Origin of the sequence: Sulfitobacter sp., assembly GCF_036960155.1 — a bacterium.
In the GTDB taxonomy this organism is placed as follows: domain Bacteria; phylum Pseudomonadota; class Alphaproteobacteria; order Rhodobacterales; family Rhodobacteraceae; genus Sulfitobacter.
The window spans coordinates 191,699-210,836 of record NZ_JBALWB010000008.1; the positions used below are offsets into that span (position 1 = coordinate 191,699).

Annotated in this window: 14 protein-coding genes; 2 read left to right on the forward strand and 12 right to left on the reverse strand. The window is 49.2% G+C overall.

What is annotated here, in order from left to right; genetic code table 11:
* Positions 1-119: 119 nt before the first annotated feature.
* The 10 genes from V7775_RS17215 to V7775_RS17260 all read right to left on the reverse strand — a co-directional run bounded on the left by V7775_RS17215 (position 120) and on the right by V7775_RS17260 (position 13,761).
* On the reverse strand, positions 120-1,559 hold the full coding sequence (locus V7775_RS17215; protein WP_335753148.1) for a mannose-1-phosphate guanylyltransferase/mannose-6-phosphate isomerase: 1,440 nt from the start codon (positions 1,557-1,559) through the stop codon (positions 120-122).
* A gap of 191 nt (positions 1,560-1,750) precedes the next feature.
* The gene (locus V7775_RS17220) at positions 1,751-3,334 is read right to left on the reverse strand and encodes a glycosyltransferase (protein ID WP_335753149.1); all 1,584 of its coding nucleotides are present in this window, start codon (positions 3,332-3,334) and stop codon (positions 1,751-1,753) included.
* A complete protein-coding gene (locus tag V7775_RS17225) occupies positions 3,321-4,745 on the reverse strand; it encodes an HlyD family secretion protein (RefSeq protein WP_335753150.1) in 1,425 nt (474 codons plus the stop codon). The genes V7775_RS17220 and V7775_RS17225 overlap by 14 nt, the downstream gene beginning before the upstream one ends.
* 118 nt (positions 4,746-4,863) lie before the next feature.
* The gene (locus tag V7775_RS17230) at positions 4,864-7,425 is read right to left on the reverse strand and encodes a hybrid sensor histidine kinase/response regulator (protein ID WP_335753151.1); all 2,562 of its coding nucleotides are present in this window, start codon (positions 7,423-7,425) and stop codon (positions 4,864-4,866) included.
* Between the two features lie 40 nt (positions 7,426-7,465).
* Positions 7,466-7,987 (reverse strand): molybdopterin-dependent oxidoreductase, encoded by a 522-nt coding sequence (locus tag V7775_RS17235; protein WP_335753152.1) that lies wholly within the window; start codon positions 7,985-7,987, stop codon positions 7,466-7,468.
* Positions 7,988-8,106: 119 nt separating this feature from the next.
* Positions 8,107-9,420 (reverse strand): alginate O-acetyltransferase AlgX-related protein, encoded by a 1,314-nt coding sequence (locus V7775_RS17240; RefSeq protein ID WP_335753153.1) that lies wholly within the window; start codon positions 9,418-9,420, stop codon positions 8,107-8,109.
* The gene (locus V7775_RS17245; protein ID WP_335753154.1) at positions 9,417-10,466 is read right to left on the reverse strand and encodes an alginate O-acetyltransferase AlgX-related protein; all 1,050 of its coding nucleotides are present in this window, start codon (positions 10,464-10,466) and stop codon (positions 9,417-9,419) included. Before V7775_RS17245 ends, V7775_RS17240 begins: the two co-directional genes overlap by 4 nt.
* 11 nt (positions 10,467-10,477) lie before the next feature.
* On the reverse strand, positions 10,478-11,875 hold the full coding sequence (locus tag V7775_RS17250) for an MBOAT family O-acyltransferase (RefSeq protein ID WP_335753155.1): 1,398 nt from the start codon (positions 11,873-11,875) through the stop codon (positions 10,478-10,480).
* Between the two features lie 24 nt (positions 11,876-11,899).
* Entirely contained in the window at positions 11,900-12,496 is a 597-nt protein-coding gene (locus V7775_RS17255) for an alginate O-acetyltransferase AlgF (RefSeq protein WP_335753156.1), read from the reverse strand.
* A gap of 11 nt (positions 12,497-12,507) precedes the next feature.
* Positions 12,508-13,761 carry an alginate export family protein gene (locus tag V7775_RS17260; RefSeq protein ID WP_335753157.1) on the reverse strand — a complete coding sequence of 418 codons (1,254 nt, stop codon included), beginning with the start codon at positions 13,759-13,761 and terminating at the stop codon, positions 12,508-12,510.
* A gap of 394 nt (positions 13,762-14,155) precedes the next feature.
* Here V7775_RS17260 and V7775_RS17265 point away from each other — a divergent pair, with 394 nt between their 5' ends.
* The gene (locus tag V7775_RS17265; protein ID WP_335753158.1) at positions 14,156-15,688 is read left to right on the forward strand and encodes a bifunctional diguanylate cyclase/phosphodiesterase; all 1,533 of its coding nucleotides are present in this window, start codon (positions 14,156-14,158) and stop codon (positions 15,686-15,688) included.
* Positions 15,689-15,919: 231 nt separating this feature from the next.
* Here the strand turns inward: V7775_RS17265 and V7775_RS17270 are convergent, their stop codons facing one another.
* On the reverse strand, positions 15,920-16,690 hold the full coding sequence (locus tag V7775_RS17270) for an SDR family oxidoreductase (protein ID WP_335753159.1): 771 nt from the start codon (positions 16,688-16,690) through the stop codon (positions 15,920-15,922).
* Between the two features lie 90 nt (positions 16,691-16,780).
* On the opposite strand from V7775_RS17270, the gene V7775_RS17275 reads away from it, so the two are divergent.
* On the forward strand, positions 16,781-17,821 hold the full coding sequence (locus tag V7775_RS17275; protein ID WP_335753160.1) for an L-idonate 5-dehydrogenase: 1,041 nt from the start codon (positions 16,781-16,783) through the stop codon (positions 17,819-17,821).
* Between the two features lie 38 nt (positions 17,822-17,859).
* On the opposite strand, the gene V7775_RS17280 is transcribed toward V7775_RS17275, so the two are convergent.
* Positions 17,860-18,720, reverse strand: coding sequence for a formylglycine-generating enzyme family protein (locus V7775_RS17280; protein WP_335753161.1), 861 nt, complete (start codon positions 18,718-18,720; stop codon positions 17,860-17,862).
* Between the last annotated feature and the right edge of the window lie 418 nt (positions 18,721-19,138).

Genomic DNA, 19,138 nt, shown 5'->3' on the forward strand with positions numbered 1-19,138 from the left:
TGGCCTATCCTTTGGAATAGGGTGGCCTATCCTTGTCGAATTCATATGAGTTCACACAAAAAAAGACGGCGCCCGAAGGCGCCGCTAAAGGTGGTGTGAGAGTGCTTATTGGTCTTGGTTTATGCAGCTTTGTCATCGGTACGGTCGCGGGCATAAATGTCCTCGTAACGCACGATGTCATCTTCTCCCAGGTAGGCACCTGTCTGCACTTCGATGAGGTGCAGTGGTACTTTTCCTGGATTTTCCAACCGGTGGATCGCACCAAGCGGGATGTATACTGATTGGTTTTCCGAGACGAGTTTCACATCCTCGTCCACGGTTACATTTGCGGATCCGGCAACCACAATCCAATGTTCAGAGCGGTGAACATGGCTTTGTAAGGATAAGGCGGCACCCGGGTGAACAACAATTTGTTTCACTTGAAAACGCTCGCCCAAGGATAGCGTTTCGAAGTAGCCCCATGGCCGGTGATCTTTTGGAAACTGCTCGGCCTGTTTTACCTTTTCTGCCTTTAACATTTTCACAGCAGTTTTAACATTTTCTGACTTGCTCATGTCGGCTACAAGTACTGCGTCACCCATCGCAATTGCTGTGATGTTGTTGAGGCCAATGCCGACCAGCTGAACGCCGTCAGCTTCAGAGCGCAGCAACGTGTTTTCACATTCAATTGCAGTTGTATTGCCGTGCTCAACAACGCCGTTTTCGTCGGCGTCACCTGTTTGCCAAACCGAAGCCCAGCTGCCCAAATCCGACCATCCACAATTCAGGGGGATAACTGACAGTGTTTCGCAGGCCTCCATCACGGCATAATCAATCGAGATGTCTTCGGCTTTTTTGTATGGTGTTTCGTCCAAGCGGTAGAAATCGAGATCGTGGCGTGCGCCCTCAATTGCGCGGCGGACTGGCATCATTAAACGTGGGCATAACACTTCGAATGCTTCAAGAATTTCTGCAACACGGAACATGAAGATACCAGCGTTCCACAAATGACGGTTTGAGGCCAGGAATTCATCTGCGAGGTCCTGATTAGGCTTTTCCACAAACCCTTTTAGAGGTTGCGCAAACGGGACTGTGATTGTGATTGGATCAAACAGTTCAAGATAGCCGTAGCCAGTTTCTGCCCGGTCCGGTGTCACACCAAATGTAATCAACTTACCTGCTTGCGCGGCTTGTTCCCCGGCGCGGACCGCTTGGTTGAACGCGGCTTCATCGGCAATCGCATGATCGGAAGGCATAACCAACATGATCGCGTTGGGCTGGTCTTGCAAACTAAGAGCTGCGGCTAAAATGGCTGGCGCGGTGTTGCGTGCTGCGGGTTCGATCATGATTGTTGGAGTGTCAGCGCCTGCAGCCTGAAGCTGTTCCGCAACAATAAAGCGGTAGTCAGTATTTGTGACAACAATCGGGGCTTCAATACCCGGGCCTTGAACCCGTTTTACGGTCTGTTCAAATAGGCTTGTATCACCGTTCAATTGTGCAAACTGTTTGGGGTAGCTTTTGCGTGACAGGGGCCAAAGACGTGTGCCGCTACCGCCCGCTAGAATTACTGGATAGATCATTGATAAACTCCTAACACTCTCACATGTGACCGCACGTTCATCGCTTGGCCTAACAACAGGTTTAAAGGAGTTCTGAAATCTAATCGTGGCACCACAAGAACAGTTTTCCCTTCAATAGCATTGTTGAAGTATGCAGAAGTATAGGCCACTGAATGCACGATAGAATTCATAAGTTTCAAACAGTTAAACATCTAGAATACCTGAGGGAGAGGCAAGAGGTCTATGTAGATTGCTATTCCAATGAGAAATCCAATGACTGTTGTGATCAACTGAAACATCGCAGTAGCGTTTTTGATTTTGTCGATAGTTGCGGTGCCACCTCCAGCACTTTGGTTACCGCGGTTTGACCACTTTTGCTTGCTCAGGTGGAAGATCATGTAAACCTTTACGCTGGCATTGATGATTTGGTTGAAATACAAAATAAACGGCCAAGTGATATCTGGTGCACGCGCATAGCGGAATAAAAACAGGCAAAGCAACGTCCGGCTTAAGACAATCCAGATCAAGCAATGTACAATGTACATTGGTTCGACAAAAAGGGTTAAGATGGCCAAGACGGGGCTTACCAACATCGTCCACATTGCGATGCGCTGATCGACCAAACACCACCAGATGAACGGTTTGGCAACAAAGGGACCAAGCGCAATGGCACGTGAGCCGTTACGTAGCATATTGCCGGACCAACGACGAAAGTTCTGGATCATGCGCCCTGTGCCGGAACCTTCGATTTGTTCGATGGTGTATACGCAGGCGTCGGGCACGTAAGTCATCTTTGCGTGCTTGGATAGCAGATAGTACCACGTGCTTTTGTCATCGCCTGATAGAAACCGGAACCGCCCCCATAGCCAATGGTCCAAGTGATCGGCCTCAATTGTGCGGATGAATTTTTCGTCGATGATATAGCGGGCGCGGAACACGCTCATCCGGCCTGTTAGGGTCAGAACCTTGTCCGACATGGCGTGGCTTTGCATGGCTAATCGACGTTGGGCAAAACGCATGGACAACCAGTTTTGGATCCATTGCGGACCGTAGCAGATGACCTCTTCGTTGGTTGTTAGGGCCTGTAATTCAGGATCAGCACCGAACATCGAACAGGTTTTTTCCAATACGTCGATGCCATAAACTGCGTCACCGTCCATGAAGATTACTAGATCGTCTGGGTGAACGCCCGCCCGGTTTATGGCGCGCAAGATCATACCGATTGCCATCCGTTTTCCAGGTTGGTTCTGGCGTAAAAATACAATGTCGGCGTCTACATCTGCACCATGGATGCGAACGAAATCAGTAATAATCTCTTCGTCATAGGATGACCCCGTGCCAATCCAAAGTGTGGTTGGGATGCCCTCGCGTTTGATCTGCCCAAGAATGGAACCGATGACCCGTCGCGTGATTGCAGGCTCTTCAAAATAGGTTGTCATCTGAATGTGCAGATGTCGTGGCCGCCAGCCGGACGCCCAGACAATATTTGTTGCTGACCGCATTTTTGGGAATTTGACCCGAGAGAAGATTTCGGCCCGTACGGCGTGCGTAAACCACCAGCCAAAACGCCAAATCCCAAGGGATCCAAGCACGAAGGTGATGTTGATGAGGTTTGGATTAAAGAAGTTGTTTGGCCAAAATACCAACGCAGCAATGAGCAAAGCCAGCAAGGCTGCAAACTGAAAAATCATTCGGGGTGGCCATTTGTCGAACCCCTTTGGAGAAGGACCAGACAGGCTGTGCAGCCAGCCGTCCAGATGCTTTTCAAATGCATAAACCGTTTTAGGTGCGTTCATCATCGCCTCCAAACCACGAGGCAAAAAGATTACGTTTTAAACGAATGCGTGCGGGTGCATTGCGGCGAAACCATTTGCGCGTTTTCTTGATACCCGCATCATCGGCCTTGATCGTGATGACCATCCCAAACTTGTCAGGTTGCGCGATATCGGTGCCAGCCTGAATGTCGGTCACTTTTCCCTGGATGCGTTTGGATTGGCCACGAAATATGTATGCGACATCAGCTGTCATGCCGATATAGACGCTAGTGGCCAAGCTATCATCCACCCAACCCACAGCATTGCGTGGTGTGTTGTCCTCAACCTCTACAACCAGGTCATCGCGGGTTACGTAGCTGCCTTTGAGGGCATAAATGCCGAATACGGTACCATCATATTTGGCGCGTACGACCAATTCATCAGCCGCAGCCTTGCGATGACGCAATTCACGTTTCCAGCGGCGCAGATCCAAGTCACGCTCGTTCACAGTTTCTTCAAGAGTACTGAGCAGGTTGAAGTATGTCATGGCGTTGATGTCGCGTTCGCGCTCAAAATCATACAAGGCGCGGCGTGCTGCTTCGATTGGATCGGGATAGTTTAGGAGATGTGGATCATTGATCGCCCATGGCGCCCAAAGCGCTTGAAAGCGAGCCGTGAGGGCAGCGTGCTGGGTTTTGCGTTGCAAATTGTGTTGTGTCAGACGGGTTTGGGCTGTGCGCAGGCGACGCTCGGCCAAAAGAACTTCGGCCCGTACGTCTTCTACGTCACTTTCACGGTCTGGGTCTTCGATGCGAGCCAAAATATCTCCGGGCATGACACGATCGCCGACGGCCACATTGATCCGCTTGATGTACCCTGATTCAGGGGCGTCATATTCTGTAATAGGCGCCACAAAACGGGCATGGTCTAGTTGGACATGCGACAGGCGTTGCCAGATTTGACCACCCAAGAAGAGGATCAAAAAGGCGGCGGCTGCCAAATAGAACAACGTGTTCCAGATGATCCGCAACAAACGAGGCTTGGCCTTGGAGCGCCCTACGGTTTCTTCTTCATCAGTTTCGCCCATTGGGACCAAATCAACGGGGGTATCAAGGCTGGTGATCATGTCATTGGTCGACACCATTTGACCTGACATCACGCCTTTGTAAAAAGCACCAAGCGTTTCGCGCTGGCGGACTGTTAATTCATGAAATGTGTAATGGCCTGACGTCTGGGTTTCATTCAAATGCGCAGGAAACGATACGTCGATGCCTTGGAATGGAACAGAAAGGATAACTTCACCCGTCAAGTCGCCTTGATCAGGTTCAAGCCATACGCCTGCTAAAGACCAACGGGTTACAATTACCTTGCATCCGTTCGCTTTATGTAAATGCAACGGCGCTGCCACTGAAAAGGACAGATCCGGCATTGGACATTCATGGCGAATGTTCATTGCATACTCCAGGTTAAAACCGGCACGCCGGCGACTCTCACCCAGAATTACTAGCTGCTTTTGTTCTGTCTTGGGGTGGCGCAGTGGCCCAGTTTGTTGTGCCTTAGGGTAGGGGGACCTAGCCTAACGTATAGGATTTGGCCTGCAACGCGGATTGTGTGGCGGGCCATGCAGAGATGACTGAAGCTGCATGCGTTTTTGCGTGGTCTTCATCCTTGGTTTTGGCTGCCTTTTCCAATTCACGTAATAGTTTTTGGAGATGATGTGCGCCGATCATACCGGATGATCCGATAGACTTATGAGTATCCACCGCGAGCGCGACCATATCACCTGCGTCTAACAACAAGGGAATGTGAGCAAGTAGCGTGGTTATCTCAACATCAAAGTCTGAGATAAGTTTTTGAAGACGTGCTGGTGGCAAAATTTGTTCCAATTCAGTGAAGGTATCAACTGCAATTAGATTCGTATTCGTCTGCTCATGTACCGCGTGATGATCGAGATCATTATCTTGAATCGCCATCACCAAGGCACCTAACAAGGTGGATTGCGAGATGGGTTTATTTAGAACAGTGTCCATTCCCGACGCAATGAAACGGGTATGTTCCTCGGGCAATGCATGTGCGGTTAGTCCAATTATTTTTGCCCCTTGGTTAGGGCCAGCGGTGGTGCGAATAAGGTTTGTTGCATCAGCGCCGTTCATAATGGGCATACTGATATCCATCAAAATAGCTGCGTATGGATGTGTCTGTGCGAGGTCGACAGCCTCTTGGCCATTGTGGGCCTCGTGTACGACCATGCCGTTGGTTTTCAACATTTCATGGACAATCAAACGGTTGATTTCATTATCTTCCACAAGCAAAATTTCCCGGCCCTGAAGCGCGGACAGATCAGTATTTTTTTCAGTTGTTAGGACCACTTCATTGGGTGACGTGTCGATCTTGAAGGGTACCGACACCGTGAAGCTAGAACCCTTACCAACGGTACTTTGCAAGGAAATAGTCCCCCCCATCATTTCGATCAATTGTTTGCAAATAGCGAGCCCCAAACCTGCACCTGAAGCGAAACGATCATATGATCGCTCTTGAGTATAGAACCGCTCAAAGACATGAGGTTGTTCCGTTTCGTGAATGCCGACGCCCGTATCGAGCACCGAGAACTCTAAAGTATTTTGGCCTGAGGGGTCTGCAAAGGTGTTCGCGTTAAGGGTCACGGTGCCATTATTTGTGAATTTTAGGGCGTTGCTGATCAAATTGTAGGTGATCTGGCGCATCCGACGTTCATCCATCAAAACAGTCTCGGTGGGCATATTTCCCATGTGTAGCTTTAATGTATTTCTTTGTGCATCAGCGGTTGCTTCGTTTGTGGTGATAACATCGGCGAAGAACTGTGCCAGATCGAAACGATCCTCGACAAGCTCCATTTTTTCAGCATCAATACGCGAAATATCAAGAACATCATTAACGTGGTGTAACAAAATGTCGCCAGAGCGTTTGGCGATGTCCAAATAATTACGCTGTTTCTTTGTTATTTTGAAATTACCCAATAGTTCCAGCGAGCCAAAAATACCATTTAGCGGTGTGCGCATTTCGTGGCTCATGACGGCTAGAAAATTCGACTTTGCTTTCTCAGCGGCCAATGCGTCATCACGGGCCGCTTTCAGGTCTTTTTCAGCAGCGACGCGTTCGGTGATGTCGCGTAAATAGGAGATAAAAATGGTGCCTCGATGATCAAATGCCATTCCGATGGAAATCTCGACAGGAAATTCCTCACCTGACTTGCGCAAGGCCGTGATCTCGATCCGGCCTTTGCCAACGAGGCGCGCCTCGTTGGTTTTGTTTATACGCTCCATTCCTGCAATGTGAGCTGCCCTAAGATGTATTGGGATGATCATCTGGGACATCTCTTGACCAACGGCTTCGTTAGCATTGAAACCAAAAACAGTCTCTGCAGCTTTGTTAAATTCCAAAATAATGCCGTCTGCGTTGGCAACCACGATGGCATCTAAGGAAACATCGAATGTCGACTTAAGGCGAGCGTTGGCGCGGACAACAGCCTCAGATGCTTCTTGGCGCAGTCGATATTGGCGCATGATTAGTATCAAAACAAAACCAAGGAAAAAGATGGTAGTCATAGTTACGATTGCAGCAACAAGCAGTAATCGCGCCAGGGACGCGCGTTCTAAATCTGAGGCTTGTGATCTTATTTTTATGCCTGTGATCGCAATTGCATGTGCTTCTTCGCGGACCTTCGTTAGTTCCATTATGAGCAGCTGTAGGTTGTCCAAAACGTTAGAATCGGAGCTATCTATGATCAAAGATAGCTTGGTTAGGTAGTTTTCAAAATTTTTGAGTTGCTCTTCGAAAACGAGATCTGCTCGTACTGCTGCGAACACTGGTGCATCCCTCAATACGCTTGTGCGGCTGTATAGATTGTCAAATCGGCGCCGAATTTCAGCGACGTTTGGGTTTTTGGATTGCGCAGTTAGCAGAGCCTCGTCCATCAGAACCAAAACATCAACTTCGACCTGCGACAAGGTCCAGGTGAGGTTATCAGCCGGGGCCTCACGCAATACGTTCATGCGTTGAGTGATCACAAAAGCCAAACCCGCCAGCACAACAATGCCAATCAGGATAATACCAAGAGGTACAAATCGCCGCAGTCTGTCATTTTTTTCAAACAAGACCGGCGCCTTCCCGATGCCATTGGGCATATACGCGCCCTTAGTTTGTCGACTCGATCCGGTTCAATTGCCAGATAGAGCGCGAATATATTACCTCTGTACGGTACTTCGGATCGTCATCGAAGGGGTAAACAATCCAAAGTGGTCCCTTACCACGCGCCGACATTGTAGCACCGTCCATCATATAGGCGACAACTGGCGCGTTTTCTTCCAACCCATCGGCTGGAATTTCCACCTTGTAGTCGTTCGAAGCGATGGCTCCAATTGTTGAGCCTGTAACCCCTGCATAATCCAACACATCACGTAGGCTGACACCCGTAAATTCAATGTCCCCCTCTACCCATATCGTGGAAGTGGTAAACACTTTCGTATCCAGAGATTTTAATATTTCAAGATCCAGCGTCACAGTGCCCTCAGGTGCATCGGCTGTCTGATTGCTCAGGTCGCCAGAGATGGTCAGCAGAACCTCACCAATTGGGGCGGTTAAGGTATCGGCTATTGCGGGTAAGGCAGCAAATGAAAGAACGGCAACGGCAGCATGAAATGTATTTACGATAGACATGGGAGCTCCGACTAAAGAATAATTCATGTCGGTTCTAGCAGCGAGGTCTAAAGATACACACCACGCAGAGGTATAGCGGACTATCCTTTGGTATAGCTCACGTATTTGAAACATCGGGATCACTTGAAAAAGTGAATTACGGCGGTCTCTTGCCTGCTGGCCTTTGGTAGCCGTAATTTAATACGTACAATCTGACTTGTCGACATGTTCTTTAACGAGAACGCCCATTTGTTACTGCGTAAATCAGCGGCTATTCTGTCTGTTTTACCCATTTTTGTGCGTGTCTTCTTACCATCGGCATGGATAAATTCGACAACCAATTGCCCTGTGTTTGTTTGTTTTGTTTCGATTTCAAGGGTTTGTATATCTTCTATTGAAAAGATCTGTTCATAACTAACCCAGTCGTCGCCGACATGGGTGTCTAACGTTCCAATTTCGATTGACTCGCTTGTTGTCTGCAAGGCCCCCAAGATTTGACGTAATCCATCAACGTGCGTCAAGGGTGCGGAATAGGGGGTTTCCCATACGACTGTTTGGTAATTTCCCTCTTTTAATGCGCCGCTACGGATAAACGTTTCCATTGATCCAACCATACCGCCGCCAGTGACGGAAAAATTATCAACAGAAGCATCCATCATAAACGCCAAAGCGTCGGCCACTTGGTAAGCATCACGTTGATAGCGATCCGAAAAACTGGTGCCAATTAACGCAATTTCGTCTTTGATGGGCGCATCACCAAGCAAGGATGACGCAGAACCTTGTTGCGCATATTGAGGAGCTGAAACAACTTCAATCTTAGGGCGGTTCCCGCAGGCATCTTTTACCACGCCAGCCAGGGATCCTTTTTCCTCATACGTAGCAGTGTTGGTTATGCGTGCCATGCTGTCTTGAACAGATGCGTTACCAATCGATGCGTTTAGATGTGCCGCCGAAAGGGCTGCGCCTTGAGGCGTCCAATGTGTATCTCGGGTAAAATAGTAACCCTCAGCCGCTGGACCTTGGGCTATGACAGATAAATCAGGCGCAACGATACCTGCAGCGTTTAGAGCAGTAATATAATCACTGAACCCCTTTTTGATCTCGGATAGATTTAGATCTTCGGGAAGGTCCATCGCGTCGATTGCGGCGCCCGGTGCAAACAGCGGTCTTGGGGGCGCAGCCATCACAATCAAATTTGCACCGCGGTTGTCAAACTCCGCTTTAATTTCCTTCCACAATGCGATTGCTTCGCTGGTGACGGCGTATTTGTTCTTCAACTGATCCTTGCCGATAATCCAACCCGTGGAAACATCCGAGTAAAACGGCCCCCGTTTTTGATATTTCTTAGGCAGTTGGTCTTGGACATTGAGGTCTGCGCAATAGGGCGCTGCGGTTGCTGGCACTGCAAGTGTCAGACTTGCCGCAAGCGTCAGATGTGTCAAAATTCGGATCATTGGTTCATTTCCTTGGATGTGTAACGTGCGGGAATTTCCCAAACGACGATTTTTGGAGGTGTATTCTGGAAGGTGTCAGACGCTAGAAATGCGTGCATTGGTGCAAATGGGCCTTTGCCTTCTGATGCAAAATTTAGGACATCAGCGCCGAGAGCATCTTGAAGGAATCCCGGAAAGTTCCATTCAGTTTTTGCGCTAAAGCTGGTTCCAACCAACGCAACGTCAACGTTTGCATCTCCGAACAGGCCGCCCGCTGTTTCTACAGTGGTTGTGTACGTATCGATTTGATTTTGTTCTGGACCGAAGGTTGGGCGCAATGCTCCTGTAGGGACAAATTGCAGCAGATCACCGTCAAAATCTATTGTAGGGCCTTGCGTAGTTGTAACTGTGGCGGGCGTTAGAGTTATGTCCAAATTCGTAAGGTGTGACGCAATCATTTCTGCAACAGCGCGGCTGCCATCTGGCGACCAATGCGTGTCATCCTTTATAAATGCGCGCCCTCCCACATCATTTGATGCCAAGGCTTTAAAGGCATCAAGGGTTACTACGTTTCTTGTGGCCAATTGAGACAGGAGGTCGTCACGACGTGTCTTGATCTCTGATGGGCGAGCAGTGCGTAAATTTTCTGGATACACATCCGCTTTGTCTGGGATGATCACAGGGATCAGTTTGATACCCTTCTGCTCCAGGGTTGCTTTAACACGTGCGATCTCAGTGGCAGACTGGGATATATTTTCTTGAAACTTAGCGCCGACTTCGAACTCTTCCGATGTAAACAGCCATCCATCGTTGCCAACAATTGCGCCTTGTTCGGCTTGTTTAAAGGCCGCGTATTTGATCGCGCCCATGACTGATATTGAAACATTGTTCAGCGGGTTGGCGTCTACAAAGCTGGCCTCGTAAATGGATTGCATTGCTCCGTCTATCACACTGCCATTGACGGTTGGTTGATCCATCAAAATGTGGGTGCTGAGGCCTACTGCACAAAGCGAACACATGAACCCTACCGACGCCACTAACTGAGTTTTTTCATTTATCATCAACATGTTCATGATCCTTAGAATTGGAAGTACAGGAAGGGAGAGTGGGTTTGCGCTAGCAGGGCGATGCACGCGATGCCCATCAGCGCAAAAGTAGAGGTCAGGCGCAGAGCTGAGGGCGTGTATGTAATCACCTTAGCCAATTGTTGACCAAAGAGTGAAATCACACCGCCCAAAATCAGAGCTCCAATTTCGGTAGGTTGAATTTGCCAAGCCATCGAGGCTGACAAGGACCACCCGTTGAAACCAACCATGCCCGCATAGACATTGAATGCTTCGGTGACCGAGGCTGCGCGAAACATAACCCAGCCGATCATCACGAGGGTCATTGTGAGCGGCCAAGCGATCAAAGCGGGCCAAACGGTTGCTTTGGATTTTGCTCCCAAAGCACGCTCAATTGCTAAGCAGATGCCGTGCCATGCGCCCCACAAAATGAAGGTCCAGTTTGCGCCATGCCACAATCCACCTAACACCATTGTCATTGCGAGGTTGATGTAGGTGCGTGTCGCACCGCGTCGATTGCCACCAAGGGGTAGATAAAGGTAATCGCGAAGCCACATAGAAAGGCTGATATGCCACCGGCGCCAGAATTCGGTGATGGATTTGCTTGTGTAGGGGGCGTTGAAGTTTTCAACAAATTGAAAGCCAATCATTAGACCCAGGCCAATAGCCATCGCGGAATATCCCGCGAAGTCAAATAGCAGTTGGATTGAGTAGGCCGATGCTCCCAGCCAGCTTTCGGCGCCTGTTGGGTTGGAAAGCGCAAACATCCGATCAGCCAAAGGGGCGACATTGTCTGCAACCAAAAGTTTCATGGCCAAGCCTTGGGCAAACCGGCTGATGCCTTGCACGAACTTCGCTGGCGTATGGGTGCGGTCTGCAAACTGGTCAGCCAAGTCTTTGTAGCGCAAAACCGGGCCAGCGATAAGCTGGGGGAACAGAGACCCAAAAGCCAGAAAGTCGATCAAATTTCGCGCGGGAGGGGCATCTTTGCGAGACACATCAATGATGTAGCTGATGGATTGAAACGTGTGAAAGCTGATGCCAATGGGCAAGATGATCGCCGGGACAGTAATGTCCGCGCCCCCCAATGCAACGGACAGGTCACTAAGGCCCGACATCGCAAACATCGTGTATTTGAAATATCCTAAAACGGCCAAATCAAAGGTAACGCCAAGGCGAACTGCCCACGTTTTAATGGCAGCTGTGTTTGTCGTATACGCTACGTGTGCGGCCAAATAGCTGATGGCTGACATGCCAAACACAACAGCCAGATAGTCGAGCCTCCACCAGCCGTAAAATGCGTAACTGCCGATCAAGATCATGACAGAGCGCGCCGATTTGGGCACCGCGTAATAGGCTGCAAGAAACAAGGGTAGGAACCCGAAAACGAAGATTGAGCTGGAAAAAATCATGACATCGTCCCTTTCGATAAAACGTTATTTTGCGAGTGGTGCAAATTGGTTTTCGATCAAGCGAATGCCATGTGCATCAGCGACAAAGCTAAGGTTTTGACCTCGGCGTAATGCGACCTCAAAAGTGGCTTGTGGCACCTGTTGATCTACCGCAAAAACACCCAATGTGATGGCAACTGGATTGACCTCACGCAGCGCCGAGGAGGCGGGGCTAACGTCTGAAATTACATCAACGGATCCGTCCGCCAAACGCAGCTCAAGTTCGGTGTCGGTACCGTTTACCAACAACAATGCGACCTTGGATTGACGTGTGCGTGTCGCCTCACTGATTGTCTGCTGGGATCCGTTGGGGCCGCGCAATATTGATGTGTATGTGCCGGGGGTGATGTTGCTTAGTTGAGATGCGGACACTGGAATGTACTTCCCAGCTTCATCAGCAGCCAATTCGAATGTGAACCCAGCAAATTCGGCGCTGTCCTGGCCTTCAAAACCGATGAAGCGCACAAAGCTTGCATCAGCAGGCAAAGCTTCAGCATACAAGCTGTTGTCTTCAGCAAAGGACGGGGAGCAGAGTGAAAGGAAGGGTAAACAAACTGCGGCGAACAAGGAATGATTTTTCATGATAATGAGCCTTAAAAAGTTACGGACATGCGTGCGTAGACACGTGTCGCAGATGATTGATCGACATAGGCGGGACCCGGTTTGAAGTGACCCACGCCAAATTCAACTTTGGTTTTTTTGCTTGGACGCCATGCGCCAACAAGGCTGACTTCGTGCCCTAAAAAGGCTGAATTACCCGTAGTCGCACCTGACAATCGCGCGCTTGGACCAGTGGTCGATTTGCTGAGTTGCCCATAAAGGTGCAGCCCTAAGTCCACGGACAGTTTACGAGAAGGTCGGATGCCAACAGCAACGGACCCAACTGCCAGATTTGTCAAATCAGGCTGAAATACATATCCATAGCGGTGGACCTGTGTCTGACCCAGATTGTACGTTTTATTAGAGTGTAAGCCAGATTGACGGTATCCTGTGGAACCTGCCGCAAAACCAAACATAAGCTGCGGCTTTAATGTGCTGGAACCCATTTTCTGGGTTGTACGGACGTCAAACCCTATGCCTGCGTTTTTACCATTGGCTGCGTCACCTGCAACTAAGCCTACATTCAGTTCGTATGAAAAACGTTGTGAAACAACAGCGTTTGTATAACCAGCAAGGTGAACGCGACCATCAGAGCCGTCTTTTTCAATCAGACCTAACGCGCCATAGCGCAGGTTGTTCCTTACGCGGCCATGATGTGCCAGCAAATAGGTGCTGGTCACCTTATTTGTACCAGTGAAGGCGGCTAATTCAGTCACGCGGCTTTTTGTTTTATGTCCGAAATGAATGCCATCAACGGCGGCGTCGGCGACCCACTTGTTCAAATCAGAAAACCGCATGCGGCCAACTGTGATCCGGGCTTCATCGTTTACTTCCAAAGAAACAAATGCTTCTTTGGTGGTCCAACGGGTTGTGAGGTCATAGGTCTGGTCATGTGTGGTTTTGGATCTGGCATCGTATTCACCGTGACCAAATGCAATCATACCCAAGCCAAGATCAAGGCGCCCAACAAACCCCAGATAAAACGCATATCCTTCGGATAGGTCATCCACGTCGTCATCGCGGCGGCGGTTGCGCTCACTCTGAAAGCGACTGCTGAAATACAATGAGTATGATAGCCGGTTACCAGCCTTACGCTTGGTCCGTTTGCGCTTTTCGGCATCAAAGACAGAAGCTGCAGTCAGTGCTTTGGCTTTCTTGGTGCCAGCTTCGCTCATTTGGGGCGTTAGTATTACAACACTTAAGGCTGTTGCCACAGCATAACGTACCACCTTGTTATTCATCATCATAATCTCAGCTCTCACACTAAAAGGGATGAGTAATAACTACCTTTGGAGGATGGCTTTGAGCAGACCTCCATAAGTCCACTGATGGGGCAATCAGCCTAGTGCCTCTATTCTTTCGGATAGGAACAAGGCTAAATTTCGTTATAAAAATTTATTGAAATCAGATGAAATAGACATGTGAGTTTCATTCAATGTCCGCGATGATGGTCCCCAATTTCTCCCCGAAAACACTTACTTCATGCCGAAATTTAGGTGTTGGGGGAGCTGGGAACTGAGTAAGCATTGGCGGCGAAGGTTTGTGGTTTTCTAAAAATGTAGGGATCACATACTGCATGCGTAAACTACTTATTATTGCATTGAACCTATCCGGATTAGAGGGGCTAGGGAGCAATGTGAAGTGAACAAGATCGTTATTCAAAAAGCCATAAACGAGGACAAAGTGGGCTGGGCAAAGGGCCTGAATTCTATTTCTATGGATCCTGAATTCCTTGGGCAGGTGGCTGATGGTATGGAACAGGGCGTTCTTGTGTGGGATGCTAATGGTTTGTGCACAATGTATACGGATCGGGTTTTTGATGTTCTAGAAATGCGCCCGGCAAACTTGTATGTTGGTATCGAAAGAAGCGTGTTCTTGGATGGTGCTCTGTCGCGGGGTGAATTGGACCAAGGTGCAGTAGACAAGACGCAGGAGTGTTTTTCGCGCAAAACGCCGTTTCAATTTGACCGCCTCTTGCGATCTGGTCGGATTATTTCCACTGCGGCACGTCCGCTGGTCGACGGGGGTTATGTTGTTACTTTTACAGACGTGACACAGCAGCGGCAGGAATCAACTGATCTAGTGGCTGCCAATGAGGCTGCTGAACTTGCGCAGACAAAGCTCCTTGAAACGCTAGAAAAAGAGAAACTACGCCAGTACGAAGCATCAATGTTGGCTGAGCTAGGTGATTGGCTTCAAACATGTAAATCATTGAACGAGCTATATATTGTTCTAAAAGAATACATGCGCCAAATGATCGGGGACAGCCGTGGCGAGTTGTATATTTATTCTAATTCGCGTGACGTTCTTGATGGTGTTATTTCCTGGGGTGAAACGGACATCCACGACCATATCAAGGCTGACGCTTGTTGGGCTTTGCGCCGCGGTCGAAACTATTCATTTTCTCCGCAGAAAATTTCATTTGACTGTTCGCATGTCCAAGACCAAGAGACGCCTTCTTCCGAAGATTACATTTGCGTCCCGATCATTGCTCACGGGGATACTGTCGGATTGCTTCACATACAATTCTTGGAAACGACCTCAAAGGAAAAATGCCTACGACGGCCCCACCAATTTGCAGCGCAATGTGGTGAGCTGATTAGCCTCGCAATCGCGAATGTTAAGTTGCGCGATGAGTTGCATCACCAATCTACACGCGATCCGTTGACAGGGCTATTTAATCGCCGTCACTTTTTGGAGTCTTTGCGCAATGAGTTAAAACTTCAGGCACGCAAAAGCGGGTCCTTTGGTGTAATTTCATTCGACGCGGACAAGTTCAAATTGTTCAATGATAATCATGGCCATGATGCGGGTGATATGGTTCTGCGCGCGATCTCGGACGCAATGGGGACATTTCTTTCTGCGGATGAAGTTTTATGCCGGTATGGTGGAGAAGAGTTTATGGTCCTACTCCCTGCCGCAACACATGATCAAGCCATACAGGTCGCGGAAGTTCTGCGTGAGAGAATACAGGATTTATCAATATCTTATGTGGGTCGTATACTTCCTACAGTTACTATTTCGTGTGGGGTGGCCTCATACCCGTATGACGGCAGTCAAATTCAAGATATTTTAAAGAATGCCGATGATGCGCTCTACAGGGCCAAAAAAGATGGACGAAACAGGGTGGTGGACTCGTCGGCATTGAGGGTTGGAAAAACACAAGACGTATAGGGTGCCAACAGAAGCGAAGTCTCCGTACTTTCGTTCTGTGTAACAAAGCCCTAAATGGGAAAAAACACAACTAAACCGGACCAACGTGAACGGCTTTGATGTGTTGTCATCGTTGATACCTTTGGAGAGAAACGGGACGAATTTCTACCAATGGATATTAAGTTTTTTAAGCTCGAACTGTATGTGAAAATGTGGATCGGGGCGCTTCAGTTGTTCCTGAAATGTAGAGGCTTACAGGCTCGCTGTAATGCCTCCGTCCACGAACAAAGTGTGGCCGTTTACGAAACTTGATGCCGAGGACGACAAAAAGACGGCTGCGCCTACTAACTCTTCAACCTGACCCCAACGACCCGCCGGTGTGCGGTTACTGAGCCATTCGCAAAAATCTGGATCACTGACCAATGCGGCGTTCAAAGGTGTATCAAAGTATCCCGGGGCAATCGCATTGCATTGCAAACCATGTTTTGCCCAATCCGTGGCCATCCCTTTGGTCAAATTCGTTACAGCGCCTTTTGTGGCAGTATAGGGTGCAATACCAGGACGAGCGAGCAATGACTGAACACTCGCAATGTTTATGATTTTTCCCGCTTTGCGTTGAATCATATGACGGGCACAAGCCTGCCCGACGTGAAACACAGATGCCACGTTGGTTTGCAAAAGCTGTTCAAACTTATCAGCAGGGAAGGCTTCTAGCGGGGTTCTGAATTGCATTCCGGCATTATTGATCAAAATGTCGATGGCACCAATGTCGTCTTCAAATCCATCAACTGCGGCGCGCACACTGGCATGATCTGTGACGTCAAAGCACAAGGAATGGACGTGCGACTCGTCAAAAGATGCCGCAACCTCGTTGAGCTTTGATTGACTTCGGCCATTCAGTACGACGCTTGCACCAGCCGCCACTAACCCATGGGCCAACGCAAGCCCGATGCCCTGAGAGGAGCCAGTGATAAGCGCGCGCTTCCCTTTTAGAGAAAAGGTATCGAGGATATTTTCTACCATTTGGCGTCCTAAAAGTTTGATATTCTATTTGCTTGGCCCTGAAACTAAATCTAGATTGAAGTTTATGTACAATCAAGGTGTTGGGACCTCATGAAAGTAGTTGTTGCACACGGCGCCAAAGATCTAAGGCTGGATGAGCAGGTTAAAGAAGTGCCGGGGTTTGGCGAAGTATCTGTAAAAATCCAATCTGGGGGCATTTGTGGCTCAGACTTGCACTACTTCAATCACGGGGGCTTTGGAGCTGTACGTTTAAAACAACCTATGATCCTTGGGCACGAAGTTGCAGGTGTAATTTCGGAACTTGGCGAGGGTGTCGAAGACCTCAAGGTTGGTCAATTGGTTGCAGTATCTCCTTCGCGGCCCTGCTCAAACTGCACCTATTGCGTTAAAGGTTTACCCAACCATTGTGAGGATATGCGGTTTTACGGCAGCGCGATGCCGTTCCCTCATATCCAAGGGGCGTTTCGGGAATTTCTTGTTGCGAAGGCTGTGCAGTGTGTTCCGGCTGATGGTTTGGAACCCTCGGAGGCAGCGATGGCAGAGCCGCTGTCTGTGTGTCTTCATGCGGTAAAACGTGCCGGTGATCTGGTTGGCAAAAGAATTCTTATCACTGGATGCGGTCCCATTGGGGCGCTGTGCGTCCTAGCGGCGCGCCGTGCGGGTGCGGGCGAGATTGTCGTTACGGACCTGAGCGATTTTCCTCTTCAAATCGCGCGCAAGGTTGGTGCGGATACCGCTTTGAACTTGATGAATGATCCGGATGCATTGGCACCCTATCAATCAGGTAAAGGTTATTTTGACGTTTTGTTTGAATGTTCTGGTTCAGCACTTGCGTTGAACGGTGCAATCCCAGCACTTCGGCCACGGGGCGTGATTGTTCAGTTGGGCTTGGGCGGAGACATGACATTACCTGTTCAGGCCATGACCGCCAAAGAGTTGGACCTGCGTGGATCGTTTCGGTTTCACGAGGAATTTCCCGAGGCAGTGCGCTTTATGCAGAGCAAGCTGATTGACGTCTCACCGCTGCATACGCACACGTTTCCAATGGAACAAGCGGTCGAGGCATTTGAGCTATCTGGCGATCGATCCCAAGCAATGAAGGTGCAAATTTTGTTTGGCGACGAGACCTAGATTGTAAAACAGCGTGGGTGTTAGTGGGCTGGCGCGTCTTAATCAAACGCAACCCGAAATCCGCAGTTTGATGTTGAATTGTCAGGTTCGCGGCCGGATCTGGCAGCAATTCGGTAACGCCAACAGGTCGATGTGTGGCACAGGAACGAACCACCTTTTAAAATGCGTTCGTTGTGTTTTTTAGCCTCGATGTTGCGCTGCTTAGCGACTTTTGTCAGTGACCGAATGCGAAATGGTTCGTCGCACCATTCCCATACATTTCCGCTAAGGTTGTATAATCCGTAGGCGTTTGGGGGGAAGCTGCGCGCAGGGGCGGTGCCATAAAACTCATCTGCTAACGTGTTATTTGATGGAAAAATCCCTTGCCAGATATTGCAGTGGTTTGCGTTGTCGTCACTTGGTTCGTCGTCGCCCCACGGATACCGCGCTGTTGAACTCCCGCCTTGTCCGGCGTGCTCCCATTCGGCCTCTGATGGCAGCCGGCCGCCGGCCCATTTCGCAAAGGCCCGTGCGTCCCAAAATGACACATGGATAACCGGATGATCCTCCAATCCAATAACATCTGATCCGGGGCCAAGGGGCGCATCCCACTTGGCACCTTCAACGGCGTTCCACCACGGTAGATTAGGATGTTTTGTGCCGTGAGAGTTGTCTAGAAGGCCGCGAAAGACATAGGACCAATTCAGCTGTTCGGCATCTGTTATATAACCAGTCTTGGCAATAAACCTTGCAAAATCATTATTGGTTATAGTCGTGTCAGAAATCCCAAATGGTTTTAGTGTTACCTTACGCGCGGGGCTTTCCCCGTCTGTCTGGATCTCAGGGCGATCTGTGCCAACCACCCCTTTGCCGCCGTTTAGTCTGATGACATTAAAAGAGAGGTTGGGGAGCGTTGACATGAGGTGCAGCCTTGTCTGTGTTCACTTCAAAGGTCGTAAGCTATTTTGGAGACAGGCGCTTACGAAACTCAGCAAGTTTAGCACAATTATCCCAGTCAATGCGAACAGAACAGGATCAATCGAGACCTGGAAAAGGAAACATGTTCCCATCAGTAAATTGGATATTGGCAGACGAAAATACCAATTGTCCGCCAAGCCCAAGCCTTAGAATGATGGGGCGACGGGAATTTGTTCATCCTGAGGAAAATGCACTGGAACCTTGTGGCACGCAGCGACAGGTTAGCTATCTCAAGCCCCTTTTGAAGGTGCTATTCAAACGATCACAAATTGATTTCATATTTCGATCAGGTCTTGTCGCGTTTTGGGTTCAGTTTCTTTCGAGAAATGTTTGGCATGATGGAGAATAGAATAGGCATCG